We start from the raw sequence: 15,901 nt of genomic DNA on the forward strand, positions 1-15,901 counted from the left end.
GTGCTGAGCCCGACGCTCACGCGGCTTGCCCCGATTCCGGCCGACGGTCGCGCGATCGTCGGTGCGCTCGCGATCCAGGCCGTGTCGCTGTACCGGATGCGCATGCCGGGCACCGTACCGATCGAGCGAGGCGACGCGGCTCACAGGCCGGCGGCACCACACCCTGCCGGCGAGCCGCCGCCCTGATGGCCGTCCATGCCGCTCGCCCGCACCGCCTGCAACCCGCCTGCAACCCACCCGCCAGCTGCGCGACAGGAAACGGACACACACGCGATCCATCAAATGCGTGCACTATTAGGGTTTTGCCGTACCGGCGCCCGGCGCCTTCGACGTTCGTTCCACGCTCACCGTTTCAGACGCGAACCTCCCATGACGAATCAGCCTATCCAGACCGCGGCCGACCGGCCCGTTGACATGATCATCTTCGGCGGCGGCGGCGACCTGGCCGCCCGCAAGCTGTTGCCCGCGCTGTACATGGCGCACCTGCACTGCAACCTGCCGCCGGAGACGCGCATCATCGCGGTCGGCCGCCGCGACTGGGGCATCGACGGCTATCGCAAGTTCATGGACGAGCAGTCGCGCCCGTTCATCGACGAGAAGGCGTTCGACGCCGATGCGTGGAGCCGCTTCCTCGACCTGTTCAAGTACGTGCTGATCGACGTGAACGCGCCGGAAGACTACGCGCGGCTCGCCGAAGCGGCGCGCGGCGACGCGATCCGCGTGTTCTACCTGTCGACGTCGCCGGAGCTGTTCACGACGATCTGCGACAACCTGTCGGCCGCGCATCTCGTCGACAGGCACTCGCGCGTCGTCCTCGAAAAGCCGCTGGGCCACGATCTCGCGTCCGCGAAGGCGATCAACAACGCGGTCGGCAAGCACTTCGAGGAATCGCAGATCTACCGGATCGACCACTATCTCGGCAAGGAGACCGTGCAGAACCTGATGGTGCTGCGCTTCGGCAACCCGATCTTCGGGCCGCTGTGGCAGGCGCCGAACATCCGCAGCGTGCAGATCACGGTCGCGGAAACGGTCGGCGTCGGCAGCCGCGCGGGTTTCTACGACCATACCGGCGCGCTGCGCGACATGGTGCAGAACCACCTGCTGCAGCTGCTGTGCATCGTCGCGATGGAGCCGCCCGTGTCGCTCGACCCGGACGCGGTGCGCGACGAGAAGCTGAAGGTGCTGCGCTCGCTGCGGCCGATGTCGCTGTCGGACGTCGCGCGCGACACGGTGCGCGGCCAGTACACGGCCGGCGCGGTCGACGGCCAGCCGGTCAAGGGCTATCTCGAGGAAGACAACGTGCCGGCGGACAGCCGCGCGGAAACCTTCGTCGCACTGCGCGCGCACATCAACAACTGGCGCTGGGCGAACGTGCCGTTCTTCCTGCGCACCGGCAAGCGGCTGCAGCGCCGCCAGTCGGAAATCGTGATCGAGTTCGCGGACATGCCGTTCTCGATCATCCCGACCGGCCCGCGCAATTACGGCAACCGCCTCGTGATCCAGTTGCAACCGGAAGAGTCGATCCAGCTGCAGATGCTCGCGAAGGAACCGGGCAGCGGGATGAACATGGTGCCGGTGAGCCTGAACCTCGACCTGCAGCAGGCGATTCCGGAGCGGCGCGCGGAAGCGTACGAACGGCTGCTGATCGACGTGATCCGCGGCCGCCTCACGCACTTCATGCGCCGCGACGAGCTCGAAGCCGCCTGGTCGTGGGTCGAGCCGATCCTCGACGGCTGGAAGCAGCTCGGCGACCGGCCGCGCCTGTACACGGCCGGCACGTTCGGGCCCGCGGCTTCGTCGGCGCTGCTCGCGCGCGACGGGATGTCGTGGGCCGAGGAAGCGTAGGACGCGCAGCACGCGCGGCATGTCGGCGGCGCAAGCGCCGTCGGCATGCCGGATCACATCGGCGCGCCCGCCGCGCGCCGCCCGCCTCCGCGCCGTTCGCTTCGGCCGGAGAAAGTCCGCCGACCTGTCCCGCGCGGGAACGGCGCCCGGCGGCAACGATACAGCCGCCCCCGGCTACACCGTCCCCATCCACGCCGCCTTGCGCCGCACCGGCGCATCGCTGCCGCCGCTGCCGCCGCCCAGCACCTCGATCATGTAATCGACGAACGACGCGATCCGCGACGAAATCGCGGTATTCCGGTAATACACCGCGTTGATCGGCTGTTCGATCTCGAGCGTCTGGCGCGCGAGCACCTGCACGAGCCGCCCGGCCTCGCGATCCTGCGCGGTCATGAAATCCGACAGGCAGACGACACCCGCGCCCTCCAGCGCGAGCTGCCGCAACGTCTCGCCGCTCGACGAACAGATGTCCGGCTCGATGCGGCACGCTTCGCCGTCCGCGCCGAGGATCGGCCACACGTTCAGCGATTCGGGCTGCGTGAAGCCGAGCAGCGTGTGCTTGCCGAGATCCTCGACCTTGCGAGGCTGGCCGTGCGCTTCGAGATACGCGGGGCTCGCGAAGATGCGCAGCCGGCTGTTGCCGATCCGCCGGCTGTGCAGCGTCGAATCCTTCAGCCGGCCGATCCGGATCGCGACGTCGGTGCGCCGCTCCAGCAGGTCGATGATGCCCTCGTTGCTGTTCAGCTCCAGCTCGACCTTCGGGAAGCGTTCGCGATAGCCGCGCACGAGCGGCACGATCACGTGCAGCATGAACGGCGTCGCCGCGTCGACGCGCAGCCGCCCCGACGGCATCTCGCGTCGCGCGAGCATCTGCTCTTCCGCCGTCTCGACCGATTCGATGATCGCGCGTGCGTCCTGCAGGAACGCGCGCCCCTCCTCCGTCAGTTCGAGCCGGCGCGTGGTCCGGCGCAGCAGCGTGGTCTTCAGCTTCTCCTCGAGCCGTGCGAGCGTGCGACTCGTGGCCGACACGGTGAGGTCGAGCTGCTGGGCCGCCGCGGTGATCGAACCGGTGTCGACCACGGCGGCAAAGGCCTGGAGTTCGTCTAGGGTGATTTTCATTGTTGATTTGAAATCAAAACAATTTGGTTTATAGACGAGTTTTTCAGCAAAAGTAAAGCCGGCACACTGCGATCCATTCCTTCTGAAACCCGGATCCCGTCATGCCACTCGCGTTGCTTGCGCTGACCATCAGCGCCTTTGCCATCGGCACCACCGAATTCGTGATCGTCGGGCTGATCCCGACGATCGGTGCCGACCTCGGCGTCAGCCTGCCGTCGGCCGGCCTGCTCGTCAGCCTCTATGCACTGAGCGTCGCCATCGGCGCGCCGCTGCTCACCGCGCTCACCGGCCGCGTGCCGCGCAAGGCGCTGCTCGCCGGGCTGATGGCGCTCTTCACCGTCGGCAACCTCGTCGCCTGGCAGGCGCCCAGCTACGAATCGCTGATCGTCGCGCGCATCCTCACCGGCCTCGCGCACGGCGTGTTCTTCTCGGTCGGCTCGATCATCGCGACCACGCTCGTGCCGAAGGAGAAGGCCGCCAGCGCGATCGCGACGATGTTCAGCGGCATGACCGTCGCGTTCGTCGCCGGCATTCCGCTCGGCACCTTCATCGGCCAGCACTTCGGCTGGCGCGCGACGTTCCTGATCGTCGCGCTGTTCGGCCTGGTCGCGTTCCTCGGCGCGGTGGCGTTCGTGCCGCGCGGGCTGCCGCAGACGCCGCCCGCCCCGCTCGCCCGCCAGCTGCGCGTGCTGGCCCAGCCGCGCCTGCTGCTCGTCTATGCGATGACGGCCGTCGGCTACGGCGGCTCGCTGATCGCGTTCACGTACATGGCGCCGCTGCTCGAGCAGATCGCCGGCTTCACGCCGTCGCAGGTCAGCCTCGTGCTGGTCGGCTACGGCGTGTCGGTCGCGGTCGGCAACGTGTGGGGCGGCAAGCTCGCGGATGCCGTCGGCCCCGTGAAGGCGCTCAAGCGGATCTTCCTGCTGCTCGCGATCGTGCTGCTCGCGCTGACCTTCACGATCCACGTGAAATGGCTCGCGGTGCTGACGATGCTCGCGTGGGGCGCGGTCGCGTTCGGCAACGTGCCGGGGCTGCAGGTGTACGTCGTCAAGCAGGCGCGCCACTTCGCGCCGGACGCCACCGACGTCGCATCGGGCTTCAACATCGCCGCCTTCAACCTCGGCGTGGCCGGCGGCTCGTCGCTGGGCGGCCTGATCGTCGCGAACGTCGGCCTCGGCCACACGCCTTGGATCGCCGCCGTCGTCACGCTCGGCGCGTTCGCGCTCACCGCATTGAGCGGCCGTCTCGACCGCAGCCACGGGCTGCCGGAACGCACGGCCGAACCCGTCGAACTCGCCCATTGAACGTCACCTATTCACAGGAGCCACCCGCATGAACGCATCGACCCGACGTCCGCCGTTCGCCGGCAAGACTTTCGAAGTCCGTTACGACGGCCTCACCGCGCTCAACGCATACGACGAGGACGGCCTCCACATGCGCTACGAGATCACCGAAGGCCCGTACGCGGGCGCGAAGGGTGAAGTCGAATACACGTGGCAACTCATCGCCGGCGAGGCCTACGCGATCTCGTGGCAGGAAGCCGATCGCGCCACCGTCGTGCACATCGACGATTTCGCCGCCGGCACGTCGCGCTCGTTCTTCACCGCGTCGTCGCTCGATTTCTACCGGCTCGACGGCAGCCTGCGCGCGGTCTGAACGGACGGAGCCCCCAACCATGCCCACTTCACTCGACGCGCTCGCCGACGGCGGCTTCAGCATCGGCATCGAACTGCCGCTCGACAACGACTGGACCCCGTCCGGCAACGCGAAACGCCGGCATGACGGCCGCCACCCGGGCGTGCCCGACCTCCACATCCACGCGGAACTCGCGCAACTGGCCGACACGCTCGGCTTCCGCGCGCTCTGGGTGCGCGACGTGCCGGTGTACGACCCGTCGTTCGGCGACGCCGCGCAGGTGTTCGAAACGTTCTCGTATCTCGGCTACCTCGCCGGGATCACGCACGACATCCTGCTCGGCACCGCGGCCGTCGTGCTGCCGCTGCGCGAGCCGCTGCTGACGCTGAAATCGGCCGCGACGATCCAGGAACTGAGCGGCGGCCGCCTGATGCTCGGCGTCGCGAGCGGCGACCGGCCGGTCGAATATCCGCTGTTCGGCCGCGACTTCGCGTCGCGCGGCGCGAATTTCCGCGACCAGGTCGCGCTGCTGCGCGACGGCGCGCGCGGGCACCTGCCGCCGGGCCTCGAGGTGCTGCCGGCCGCGCGCTCGCCGGTGCCGCTGCTCGTCGCGGGTCTCGCGCAGCAAACGCCCGCGTGGATCGGCGAGCACATGGACGGCTGCCTCGCGTATCCGGGCACGCCGGCCGACCACGCGCAGCGCGCCGCGAACTGGCGCGCGGTGGCCGGCGACAAACCGTACGTGAGCTTCATCCACCTCGACCTCGCGGAAGATCCGCACGAGCCGCTGCAGCGGCATCGCTTCGGCGCCCGCGCCGGACGCATCGCGCTGACGGAAGAGCTCGCGGCGATGCGCGACGCGGGCGTACGGCACATCGGCCTGCATTTCCGCCGCAACTGCCGCCCGCTCGACGAGACGATGGCCGAGATCGCGGCGGACGTGCTGCCGATATTCCACGCGAATACGAAGGCAAACGCGCAGACGTGCGCCGCATAAGGCCGGCAACGGCCTCGAGCGAGCCCGCCGCACGACCGATATTTGAATTCAAATCAAATATTTTTGACCTCTAAAGGCGTTTATCTCATCAGTATCAAGCGCCAGAATGACTTCCATACCGCAACCGTTCCACCCCTTTCAGGAGCACTTGATGAGCAACATTCCCGCATTCGGCCTCGGTACGTTCCGCCTGCAAGGCCAGGTGGTCATCGACTCGGTGCGTAACGGCCTCGAAGTGGGTTACCGCGCGATCGACACCGCGCAGATCTACGGCAACGAAGCCGAAGTCGGCGAAGCGATCGCCGCGTCGGACGTGCGCCGCGAAGACCTGTTCCTCACGACGAAGATCTGGGTCGACAACTACGCACCGGAAAAGCTCGTCGCGAGCCTCGAGGAAAGCCTGCGCAAGCTGCGCACCGACTATGTCGACCTGACGCTGATCCACTGGCCGGCCCCGGGCAACGGCGTGTCGATCGACGCGTTCATGACCGCGCTGGCCGACGCGAAGGCGAAGGGCCTCACGCGCCAGATCGGCATCTCGAACTTCAACATCGAACTGACGAAGGAAGCGATCGCGGCCGTCGGCAAGGATGCGATCGCGACGAACCAGATCGAACTGAGCCCGTACCTGCAGAACCGCAAGCTCGTCGAGTTCCTGAACGCCGAAGGCATCCACGTGACGTCGTACATGACGCTCGCGTACGGCAAGGTGCTCGGCGACCCGGTGATCGGCGCGATCGCACAGCGTCACGACGCGACGCCGGCACAGGTCGCACTCGCGTGGGCGCTGCAGCTCGGCTACTCGGTGATTCCGTCGTCGACGAAGCGCGAGAACCTCGCGAGCAACCTGCTCGCGCAGACGCTGCGCCTGACCGACGAAGACATGGCGCAGATCGCCGCGCTGGAGCGCAACGGCCGCGAAGTCGACCCGGCCGGCCTCGCGCCGAAGTGGGACTAAACGCACCGCTCTCCCAATCGAATCGTCCGCGGCCAGCCGGCCGCGGCCCCGACAGGACTCCATCATGACCCAGGACCCGCTTTTCCAACCGCTGCAATTCGGCGCGCTGACGCTGCCGAACCGCATCGTGATGCCGCCGATGACGCGTTCGCGCGCCAGCCAGCCCGGCGACGAAGCCAACGAACTGATGGCCGCGTATTACGCGCAGCGCGCGAGTGCGGGGCTGATCGTCAGCGAAGGCACCTACATCGCGCCGCTCGGCAAGGGCTACGCATGGACGCCCGGCATTCACACGCCGTCGCAGGTCGCCGGCTGGCGCAAGGTGACGGACGCCGTGCATGCCGCGCACGGCCGCATCTTCGCGCAGCTGTGGCACGTCGGCCGCCTGAGCCACACGAGCCTGCTCGGCGGCGCGCAACCCGTATCGTCGTCGCCGCTCCAGGCGAAGGGCGTGAACGTGTTCATCGCCGGTGAGGACGGCAGCACGCCGGGCTTCGTGCAGGCATCCGAGCCGCGCGCACTGTCCGTCGACGAAATCCGCGAGATCGTCGACCAGTACCGCGCCGCCGCGCGCCACGCGATCGAAGCCGGCTTCGACGGCGTCGAGCTGCACGGCGCGAATGGCTACCTCGTCAACCAGTTCATCGATTCGAATGCGAACACGCGTACCGACCAATACGGCGGCTCGCTGGAGAACCGGCTGCGCTTCCTGCGTGAAGTCACGCAGGCGCTGATCGAAGGCACCGGCGACGCGTCGCGCGTCGGCATCCGCCTCGCGCCGCTGACCACGTTGAACGGCTGCGTCGACGACGATCCGGAAACGACCTACCTCGCCGCCGCGAAGCTGCTCGGCGAGCTCGGCGTCGGCTACCTGCACATCGCGGAAGCCGACTGGGACGACGCGCCGCTGATGCCGGTCGCATTCAAGCAGCAGCTGCGCGCCGCGTACCCGGGCGTGCTGATCTATGCCGGCGCGTACACCGCCGAGCGCGCACGCGAAGCGATCGCCGCCGGCTGGGCCGACCTCGTCGCGTTCGGCCGCCCGTTCGTCGCGAACCCCGACCTGCCCGAACGCCTGCGCACCGGCGCCGCGCTCGCGCCGCACGACCGCAACACGCTGTTCGGCGGCGGCGCCCAGGGCCTGACCGACTACCCGACGCTCGCGCAAGCCGCTGCGTAACGATTCACCGCAGTCCGGCATGCAAGCAACGCTCGCCCGGCTCGCGTTCGGCGCGATCCTGCCGTTCGCGGCGGCCCGGGCGGCGCACGCCGCGCCGGCCGCACCCGCGGCCGACCGGTATCCGTCCGTCCAGGGCGCGAACGACGCGTTCGGCGGCGACACGTGAGTGGGCGTCGGAGCTCTATCCGAATCCGCACACGCAGGATGAATTCCCGATCGACCAGTACGTGCGCGCGACGCGCGGCATCTGCAACCTGGAGCGGATCGACAGCCGCGCGCTGGAGCGCGACAAGGCGTGGGAATTCCCGTTCGTGCTCGGCCAGCCGCTGTACGTCGGCTCCACGCAGGTCAACATCAACCCGGTTGCGACCCGCCGATCGCCCCTCCGCCCCCCGACCATCGCGGCCGCTAGCGCTGCGATTGTCATTTCCGGGTTGCAGCCTGCGCCATCGGCGTCTAGTGTTGACGAGATCGACTTCACACGACCGTCACCCGACCTGAGAGGACGCTCCGCCATGCCCAGCCGTTCCCCGACACGCGACATGCTGCTGGCCCTTGCGGCCAGTCTCTATTGCGCGGCGTTCACCGCGCCCGCGCATGCCGACGAGGCCGCCGGCCTCGCGCCGCCCGAGCCGGCCACGCCGGTGCTGTCGACCACCGCGAGCGGCATGCAGGTCTATGCATGCGAATACGACGCCGGGCACCGGCTCGCGTGGGCATTCCAGTACCCCGAAGCACTGCTGTTCGATGCCGGCGGCACGCTCGTCGTCCGGCACGGCGCGGGCCCGTCGTGGGAGGCACTCGACGGCAGCCGCGTCACCGGCAAGAAGCTCGCGGAAGCGCCGGGCACACACCCGGGCAGCGTTCCTCAACTGCTGCTCGCGGCCACGCCGGCGGCAACCGGCACGCTTGCCGGCGTGCGCTTCGTGCAGCGGCTCGACACGGCGGGCGGCACCCCGCCGGCCGCGACGTGCACGACCGAGCATGCGGTCGGACGCTTTCCTTACTTCGCGCGTTATGTGTTCCTGAAGTGAAGTGACGTGACGTGAGGTAACGCCCGGCGCCGCCGGCACCGGGCATCTTCCCGCTTCCTGCCGCCACGCCGCCACGTCACCATTCATTCAGTTTTCCTGTCTTTCATGCGCACAAGCGTGGCAGCGTCGACACCCGCGTTACGTCCGTTCAGCGTATCCGCATCGACAACTCGACTTCGCCGTCGAACGGCACCGACAGATAGCCGTTTTCCGGCGCGCGCACGTACGCGAGGTAGTCGGGGCTGTATTCCGCGTTGTCGGCCACGACGAACGCCCCCGCCTCGAGGTGAGGTTCGACCAGCGCCAGAATCTCGGGATACAGCCCTTTCGCGCCGTCGAGCAGCAACAGGTCGACCGAATCCGGAAGATCGGCGGCCAGCGTGCGCAGCGCATCGCCTTCGCGAATCTCCACGAGATCGGCGAGCCCGGCCGCCGTCAGGTTCGCCCTCGCGCGCGCGACCTTCGACGGTTCGAACTCGCTCGTGATCAGCCGGCCACCACCGTTGTCACGCAGCGCGGCCGCGAGATGCAGCGTCGAAATGCCGAACGACGTGCCGAATTCGACGATCGCCCGCGCGCCGCCGCTGCGCGCGAGCATGTACAGCAGCGTGCCCGTCTCGCGCGACACGGGAAGCGGATAGTCCTTCAGGCGCGCATACAGATCGGTGTAGTCCGTCTTGCTGCGCATCAGCCGCGCCTGTTCGTCGCGCGACACGTCGGCAAAGGCCGGGCTCGTCGCGGGCGACGACGCCTCGGCTTCGTCGAACAGGCGCGCGAGCAGCGACGCCAGCGGGTCGTGAATCAGGGTGGTCATGCGGATCTCCAGTGTCAGGTTGAGTGCGTCAGTGCGCCCGACTAGAATATGACGAACTATTCAGGTTTTACTATTCGCATTGGCCAACCGCCCATGACCGACCGTCGAAATGCCCCGATTGCCACGCGCAAGCTGCCTCGGCAGGCGCGCTCGACCCGTCTCGTCGAAGACGTCCTCCAGGCTGCTGTTCAGGTTTTGGCGACCGAAGGCGCGCAGCGCTTCACGATGGCGCGCGTCGCCGAGCGCGCCGGCGTGAGCGTCGGCTCGCTGTACCAGTACTTCCCGAACAAGGCGTCGGTGCTGTTCCGGCTGCAGCACGACGAATGGCGGCAGACGTCCGACATGCTGTGCCGAATACTGCAGGACACGCAGAAGACGCCGCCCGAGCGACTGCGTACGGCCGTCCATGCGTTCATCCAGTCGGAATGCGACGAGGCGGGCATGCGCATCGCGCTCGACGACGCCGCACCGCTCTATCGCGACGCGCCCGAAGCACAGGAAGTGAGAGCCGAAGGCAACCGGGTCTTCAGCGCATTCATGCGCGAAGCGTTGCCCGGCGTGCCCGAGACCACGCATGCGCTCGCCTGCGAGCTGATCAAGACAACGCTCACGTCGGGCGGCAAGGCGTTCTCCGAAACCGCGCGCACGCCGGCGGAAATCGACGCCTATTCGACCGCGATGGCCGACATGTTCTGCGCGTACCTCGCGCATCTCGCACGCGACTGACGCGACTGACACGCCGGCGCGATCGAAGCGACGAGGGCCGGAACGCGCGAGCGCAAGCCGCGTGCGGCACCGGTATCATCCGGGTGCCGCTTGTACACGGCCGCGCACCGCATCGCGTCGCGCGCCGCCGTTTTCATGCGCGTGCACCGCCTCGATGAAAGATATTCGTAATATTCAATGCCTCACCCGCTCCCGCCCTGCCCGTCGACCCTGCATTCAAATAGTCGCCTTAACGGATTCGAACTAGGCGTATACACGCGTGTCGTCGCGACGGAGCCCGGTTGCACGCCGATATAAGCGCTGCGACATGCGCTGCATGCACTTCCCCCGATGGGACGTGATCGGCCGCTCGCCTAACCTTCGCTACGGCAAAGCACACGTGACGGGGTCGACCACACCACGCGTCGTCCGACGCGACACCCTCGCGATCGTTTCGATTCGCACGTAACGACACGCATCACGCGTCATTCGTCCCCACGACGTTGCCGACAAATCCCAACTAGATACGAGACACCCTGACGACGGTTCGCTACGGACCGTTTCAGCATGCTGATAAAGGAGCAAGCTCATGAGTGATACCCCGGTGCAGCCGACGGTCGACGTCGGCGCGGCAGAATCTGACTTTGGCACCCAGGGAGTCATCGACCGGTATTTCGGCATTTCGTCGCGCGGCAGCACGCAACGCACCGAGATCGTCGCCGGCGTCACCACCTTCCTCGCGATGGTCTATTCCGTGTTCGTCGTGCCCGGCATGTTCGGCAAGGCCGGCTTCGACACGAGCGCGGTGTTCGTCGCGGTCTGCCTCACGACCGCGTTCGGCTCGCTGCTGATGGGCCTGTGGGCGAAGCTGCCGATCGCGATCGGCTGCGCGATCTCGCTGACCGCGTTCACCGCGTTCGGCCTCGTGCTCGGCAAGGGGCTGCATCCGACGGTCGCGCTCGGCGCCGTGTTCCTGATGGGCCTCGTGTTCACCGGCATCTCGGTGACCGGCGTGCGCTCGTGGATCCTGCGCAACCTGCCCGCGGGCGTCGCGCACGGCACCGGGATCGGCATCGGCCTGTTCCTGCTGCTGATCGCGTCGAACGACGTCGGCCTCGTGATCAAGAACCCGGGCGCCGGCCTGCCGGTCTCGCTCGGCCAGATCACCGCCCTCCCGGTGATCATGTCCGTCGTCGGCCTCGCCGCGATCTTCGGCCTCGAGAAGCGTCGCGTGCCGGGCGGCATCCTGCTCGTCGTGATCGCGATCTCGATCTTCGGGCTGATCTTCGATCCCGCCGTGAAGTACCACGGCGTCTTCGCGCTGCCGTCGCTGAGCGCACCGGGCCATGCATCGCTGATCGGCGCGATGGACATCAAGGGCGCGCTGTCGATGGCCGTGCTGCCGAGCGTGCTGGCGCTGGTGATGACCGCCGTGTTCGACGCGACCGGCACGATCCGCGCGGTCGCGGGCCAGGCCGGCCAGCTCGACGAGAACGGCCGCATCATCAATGGCGGCCGCGCGCTGACCGCCGATTCGATCAGCTCGATCTTCTCCGGTTTCCTCGGCGGCGCGCCGGCGGCGGCCTACATCGAGTCGAGCGTCGGCGTGGCCGCCGGTGCGAAGACGGGCCTCGCGGCCGCCGTGGTCGGCCTGCTGTTCCTCGTCGTGATGTTCTTCTCGCCGCTCGCGGGCCTCGTGCCGTCGTACGCCACCGCACCCGCGCTGATGTACGTCGGCCTGCTGATGCTCGGCAGCGTGAGCAAGCTGCACATGGACGACATGGTCGACGCGATGTCGGGCCTCGTGTGCGCGGTGTTCATCGTGCTGACCGCGAACATCGTGACGGGCATCATGCTCGGCTTCTCGACGCTCGTGATCGGCCGCATCGCCAGCGGCGAATTCCGCAAGCTGAACGTCGGCACCGTGCTGATCGCGGCCGTGCTCGTCACGTTCTATCTCGGCGGCTGGGCGATCTGACCGCGAGACATGCGCGACGTTGCCTGCAGAAGGGCGGCGCGCATCGGGACGACATCGTCTCCTCCACCATCGTCGTTGATGGTCTCCAGGCCTGGGAACGCACGTTTCCAGGCTTTTTTTGTGCGTGCAGTGCAGCATGATGCGCGTCGCCGCAACGGCGCGACGCAAATCCGCGCCCGGTGCTACGATCGCGCTTTGCCCCCTTCAGGAGCCGCGATGAACGCGCTCGGCATCGTCTCCGAATCGAGCACCCGGACCTCGGCGCGCAAGCCGCCGTTCATCCCGTCGTTCGGGTTCCACGAAGTGCATGAATCGCAGCCGATCGACGCGCCGCCGGCGCGCATCATCGACGCCGTCGCGTCGCTCGACATGCGTGCCGATCCCGTCATCGACGCACTGCTCATGGTGCGCGAATTCCCGGCCGCCGTCGCCGGCGCGCTCCGCAACGGGCCGGCCCGCCCCGCACACGCGCGCTTCGGCTTCGACTCGTTCACGCTGCTCCACCGCGACGACACATCGCTGTCGCTCGGCCTCGTCGGCCGCTTCTGGCGTCCCACGCCCGACGTTCGAACGATCGCCGACGCAACGGCCTTCGTGCGGCACGACGACCCGCGCGATGCGAAGCTGGTGCTCCGCTTCGAGGTCGTCGGGCTCGCATCGGGCGCGCACATGCTGCGCACGGAAACGTTCATCCACTGCCCGAGCGAGCGCACGCGCTGGCTGCTCACGCCGTACTGGCTCGCGATCCGGCTGGGAAGCGGCTGGATCCGGCGCCGTACGCTGGCGGCCGTCGAAACGGCACTCGTCAGAACGGCTTGATCACGACCAGCCCGACGACGATCGCCGTCGCGGCCACGACCGCGCCCGCCGCCTGCCCGAGCCACGGTGTCGGCACGACGACGAGATCGTCGCGCTCCATGCGCCGCAGCGTGCCGGCCAGCATGCCGTGCAGCGCCGACAGCGCGACGACGACCGCAAGCTTCACCGACAGCCACGCCGCGCCGAACCAGTGCCCGTTGAGCGCGATCGCGACACCCGTGATCCAGACGATCGCGAGTGCAGGCGCCGTCACCATGCGATCCCAGCGCCGCACCGCGCGATGCACGGCGAGGTTCGCGATCCGGACACCGACGGACAGCATCAGCAGCCCGCCGACGAACGTGACGACGGCCGCCACGTGCACGGTCTTCATCATCAGGTAGATCATCGCGCGTGCCTCCGGCGCGCGATCCATCCCGCACTCGCCAGCCCCGCGAACGGCACGACGGCCGACAGCACGAGCCGCGCGACGTCGCCCCTGCTCCACAGCCCGCTCGATGCGGTGCCGACGACCGCCCACACGTACATCGCGAACGCGATGCCGTGGACCGGCCCCATGATCGATACCGCGACCGGATAACCGGCCAGATGCTTGAGCGGCACGGCGACGCACACCAGCACGACGAGTGTGGTCGCCTCCAGCAACGACAGGTACTGCAGGTTCCGCAACGCGTCGCGATCGTCTTGTTTCATCGGCGGGGCTCCAGGTTGATCCGCCGCGATTGTCGCGTGTGGTGCGGGTTCGAGCCATTGGCTAGAATGACATCTTTCAACGGATTCTGGCCAAACCCTCGAACGCCATGCATACGGTCGCCGTGCTCGCCTTGCCCGATGTCGTCCCGTTCGATCTGGGCGTCGCATGCGACACGTTCGCACGCGTGCGTGCGCCCGGTGTCGAACAGGCCTACCGCGTATGCGTGTGCAGCGAGCATCCGCGCGTCGCCGGCGACCTGTTCGAGCTGCGGCCCCCGTTTCGCCTCGATGCGCTCGCCGACGCCGATACGATCGTCGTCCCCGGCACGTCGGTGCCGCTCGCACCCACGTCACGCCGTGCGATTGCCGCCCTGGGCGAAGCGGCCGCGCGCGGGTGCCGGATCGCGTCGATCTGCAGCGGCGCGTTCGTGCTCGCGGAAGCCGGGTTGCTCGACGGCCTGCGCGCGACGACGCACTGGCTCGCGGCCGCCGAACTCGCACGCCGCTATCCGGACGTCGACGTCGATCCGAACGTGCTGTTCGTCGACAACGGGCGCATCCTGACGTCGGCCGGCGCGGCGGCCGGCCTCGACCTGTGCCTGCACATGATCCAGGCCGACTATGGCGCGGCGGTTGCCGTCGACGCCGCACGCAGCGCGGTGGCGCCGCGCGTGCGCGAAGGCGGGCAGGCGCAGTTCATCGCGCCGGAATGGCCGGCCGCCACCGACGGGCTGCACGACCTGATGGACTGGCTCCAGGCGAACCTGCGCAAGCCGCTCACGCTCGACGAGATGGCTCGCAAGGCGTCGACGAGCGTGCGCACGCTGACGCGGCGCTTCCAGGAACAGACCGGCACGTCGCCGCGCCAATGGCTGCAGACTGCACGCGTCCGGCATGCGCAGCAGTTGCTGGAGGTCACGGAACTGTCGGTCGAGCATGTCGCGACGGAGGCCGGGTTCAGTTCGGTCACCGCGTTTCGCGAGCGGTTCGCGCGCATCGTCGGCACGTCGCCGCAGCGGTATCGTCGCGCGTTCCGCGCGCGCGCCGGCGCGTGACGTTCGCAACGTCACCGCCGCCTGCACAACGGCACGCGATGTGTCGGGCGCGCGCGGCACCGCGTGCATGCAACCATCGGGATCGCGACCGAAAACCGCCGCCGCCCCGCCTCGTTCGCCACACTGTCGCGCCAACCGGACCCGATCGATGACCCGCATCCGCAACCCCCTGAACATCGCGCAGCTCCAGGCGTTCGTCTCCGCCGCACATCACAAGAGCCTGCGCGCCGCGGCGCGCGAACTCGGCGTCACGCAGCCCGCGATCACGCATACGATCCGCGAGCTCGAAACGGCGCTCAACGCGGAGCTGCTCGCGCGCAGCGTCCGCGGCGTCGAGCTGACCGCGTGCGGCCATGCGCTGCTGCCGCGCGCCGAGCAACTGCTCGGCGATATCCGCCGCACGGTCGAGGCCGTCGAACAGGTGAAGGGCGAGATGTCCGGCCGGGTCGCGGTCGGCACGATGCCGTCGATCGCGCTGACGGCGCTGCCGCGCGCGGTGACGGCGTTCCGCCGGTCGATGCCGGACGTGAGCCTGCATCTCGAGGAAGTGACGGTACCCGACGCGCTCGCGCAGTTGCGCAACGGCACGCTCGACATCGCTGCGATGCACCACGTGCCCGCGCTCGATCGCGATTTCACGCAGTTGCCGCTGCTGTCCACCGAGTTCACCGTCGTGATGCGCGAAGGCCACCCGCTCGCGCACGCGCGCCGGTTAGAGGAATTGCTCGATGCCGAGTGGATCGTCACCGTCGGCGCCGAGCAGTTTCCGCACAGCGTGATGGTCGGGATGTTCCAGGCGCACGGGCTGCCGCTGCCGAAGCGGCTCTTGCGCTCGCCGATGTCGTTCGCGGTGACGCTCGGGCTCGTCGCGCGCTCGGACGTGATCGGCTGCTTCACGCGCCCGCTCGCCGCGACGGTCGCGCCGCTCGGCATCCGCACGGCCGAACTCGACGAGCGCATGCCGCGCTTCGACCTGTCGATCATCGCGCGGCGCGACCTGCTGCCCACGCCCGCCGTCACGCAATTCGTCACGTGCCTGCAGCGTGCGGTCAACGAAACGCTCGGCTGA

18 protein-coding genes and 1 pseudogene are annotated in these 15,901 nt (G+C 68.4%); 15 read left to right on the forward strand and 4 right to left on the reverse strand.

The window, feature by feature from the left end; translation table 11 throughout:
- Entirely contained in the window at positions 1 to 186 is a 186-nt protein-coding gene (locus VK92_RS42900; RefSeq protein ID WP_048023469.1) for a hypothetical protein, read from the forward strand.
- A 183-nt stretch (positions 187 to 369) separates the two neighbouring features.
- Entirely contained in the window at positions 370 to 1,845 is a 1,476-nt protein-coding gene (gene zwf / locus VK92_RS14290) for a glucose-6-phosphate dehydrogenase (protein ID WP_048023470.1), read from the forward strand.
- A 174-nt stretch (positions 1,846 to 2,019) separates the two neighbouring features.
- Here zwf and VK92_RS14295 read toward each other — a convergent pair whose 3' ends face one another.
- Positions 2,020 to 2,964, reverse strand: a complete 945-nt coding sequence (locus tag VK92_RS14295; protein WP_048023472.1) for a LysR family transcriptional regulator — start codon at positions 2,962 to 2,964, stop codon at positions 2,020 to 2,022.
- Between the two features lie 101 nt (positions 2,965 to 3,065).
- Between VK92_RS14295 and VK92_RS14300 the strand changes: the two genes are divergently transcribed.
- The 8 genes and pseudogenes from VK92_RS14300 (at position 3,066) to VK92_RS14330 (ending at position 8,768) form a co-directional block, all read left to right on the forward strand.
- Positions 3,066 to 4,268 carry an MFS transporter gene (locus VK92_RS14300; protein WP_021156457.1) on the forward strand — a complete coding sequence of 401 codons (1,203 nt, stop codon included), beginning with the start codon at positions 3,066 to 3,068 and terminating at the stop codon, positions 4,266 to 4,268.
- Between the two features lie 28 nt (positions 4,269 to 4,296).
- Entirely contained in the window at positions 4,297 to 4,620 is a 324-nt protein-coding gene (locus VK92_RS14305; protein ID WP_048023473.1) for a MoaF-related domain-containing protein, read from the forward strand.
- 19 nt (positions 4,621 to 4,639) lie between these two features.
- On the forward strand, positions 4,640 to 5,596 hold the full coding sequence (locus tag VK92_RS14310) for an LLM class oxidoreductase (protein WP_048023475.1): 957 nt from the start codon (positions 4,640 to 4,642) through the stop codon (positions 5,594 to 5,596).
- Between the two features lie 151 nt (positions 5,597 to 5,747).
- Complete coding sequence (gene dkgB / locus VK92_RS14315; RefSeq protein WP_048023477.1) at positions 5,748 to 6,554, forward strand: 2,5-didehydrogluconate reductase DkgB; 807 nt, start codon at positions 5,748 to 5,750, stop codon at positions 6,552 to 6,554.
- Between the two features lie 64 nt (positions 6,555 to 6,618).
- Positions 6,619 to 7,734 carry an alkene reductase gene (locus tag VK92_RS14320; protein WP_027790425.1) on the forward strand — a complete coding sequence of 372 codons (1,116 nt, stop codon included), beginning with the start codon at positions 6,619 to 6,621 and terminating at the stop codon, positions 7,732 to 7,734.
- A gap of 19 nt (positions 7,735 to 7,753) precedes the next feature.
- The gene (locus VK92_RS43490) at positions 7,754 to 7,900 is read left to right on the forward strand and encodes a hypothetical protein (protein ID WP_208451039.1); all 147 of its coding nucleotides are present in this window, start codon (positions 7,754 to 7,756) and stop codon (positions 7,898 to 7,900) included.
- A 1-nt stretch (position 7,901) separates the two neighbouring features.
- Positions 7,902 to 8,108 (forward strand): annotated as a pseudogene (locus tag VK92_RS43405) (cyclase family protein); the annotation flags it as partial.
- A 141-nt stretch (positions 8,109 to 8,249) separates the two neighbouring features.
- Positions 8,250 to 8,768 carry a DUF3455 domain-containing protein gene (locus VK92_RS14330; protein WP_048023480.1) on the forward strand — a complete coding sequence of 173 codons (519 nt, stop codon included), beginning with the start codon at positions 8,250 to 8,252 and terminating at the stop codon, positions 8,766 to 8,768.
- A gap of 148 nt (positions 8,769 to 8,916) precedes the next feature.
- Here the strand turns inward: VK92_RS14330 and VK92_RS14335 are convergent, their stop codons facing one another.
- Positions 8,917 to 9,582: an O-methyltransferase gene (locus VK92_RS14335; protein ID WP_048023482.1), complete on the reverse strand. Its 666-nt coding sequence runs from the start codon at positions 9,580 to 9,582 to the stop codon at positions 8,917 to 8,919.
- Positions 9,583 to 9,630: 48 nt separating this feature from the next.
- Between VK92_RS14335 and VK92_RS14340 the strand changes: the two genes are divergently transcribed.
- The 3 genes from VK92_RS14340 to VK92_RS14350 all read left to right on the forward strand — a co-directional run bounded on the left by VK92_RS14340 (position 9,631) and on the right by VK92_RS14350 (position 13,084).
- Entirely contained in the window at positions 9,631 to 10,308 is a 678-nt protein-coding gene (locus tag VK92_RS14340; RefSeq protein WP_048023484.1) for a TetR family transcriptional regulator, read from the forward strand.
- Positions 10,309 to 10,876: 568 nt separating this feature from the next.
- On the forward strand, positions 10,877 to 12,265 hold the full coding sequence (locus tag VK92_RS14345) for an NCS2 family permease (protein WP_021156467.1): 1,389 nt from the start codon (positions 10,877 to 10,879) through the stop codon (positions 12,263 to 12,265).
- A 216-nt stretch (positions 12,266 to 12,481) separates the two neighbouring features.
- Positions 12,482 to 13,084 (forward strand): hypothetical protein, encoded by a 603-nt coding sequence (locus tag VK92_RS14350; protein ID WP_048023485.1) that lies wholly within the window; start codon positions 12,482 to 12,484, stop codon positions 13,082 to 13,084.
- Here VK92_RS14350 and VK92_RS14355 read toward each other — a convergent pair.
- Both VK92_RS14355 and VK92_RS14360 read right to left on the reverse strand, forming a co-directional pair.
- Positions 13,071 to 13,472: a CopD family protein gene (locus tag VK92_RS14355; protein WP_048023582.1), complete on the reverse strand. Its 402-nt coding sequence runs from the start codon at positions 13,470 to 13,472 to the stop codon at positions 13,071 to 13,073. The two genes, VK92_RS14350 and VK92_RS14355, sit on opposite strands and share 14 nt — an antisense overlap.
- Positions 13,469 to 13,777 (reverse strand): DUF3817 domain-containing protein, encoded by a 309-nt coding sequence (locus VK92_RS14360; protein ID WP_048023487.1) that lies wholly within the window; start codon positions 13,775 to 13,777, stop codon positions 13,469 to 13,471. The genes VK92_RS14355 and VK92_RS14360 overlap by 4 nt, the downstream gene beginning before the upstream one ends.
- Before the next feature lie 107 nt (positions 13,778 to 13,884).
- Between VK92_RS14360 and VK92_RS14365 the strand changes: the two genes are divergently transcribed.
- Complete coding sequence (locus VK92_RS14365; protein ID WP_048023489.1) at positions 13,885 to 14,832, forward strand: GlxA family transcriptional regulator; 948 nt, start codon at positions 13,885 to 13,887, stop codon at positions 14,830 to 14,832.
- A 148-nt stretch (positions 14,833 to 14,980) separates the two neighbouring features.
- Positions 14,981 to 15,901, forward strand: a complete 921-nt coding sequence (locus VK92_RS14370; protein ID WP_021156472.1) for a LysR family transcriptional regulator — start codon at positions 14,981 to 14,983, stop codon at positions 15,899 to 15,901.

Origin of the sequence: Burkholderia sp. LK4 (genome assembly GCF_001043615.1) — a bacterium.
Taxonomy (GTDB): domain Bacteria; phylum Pseudomonadota; class Gammaproteobacteria; order Burkholderiales; family Burkholderiaceae; genus Burkholderia; species Burkholderia cepacia.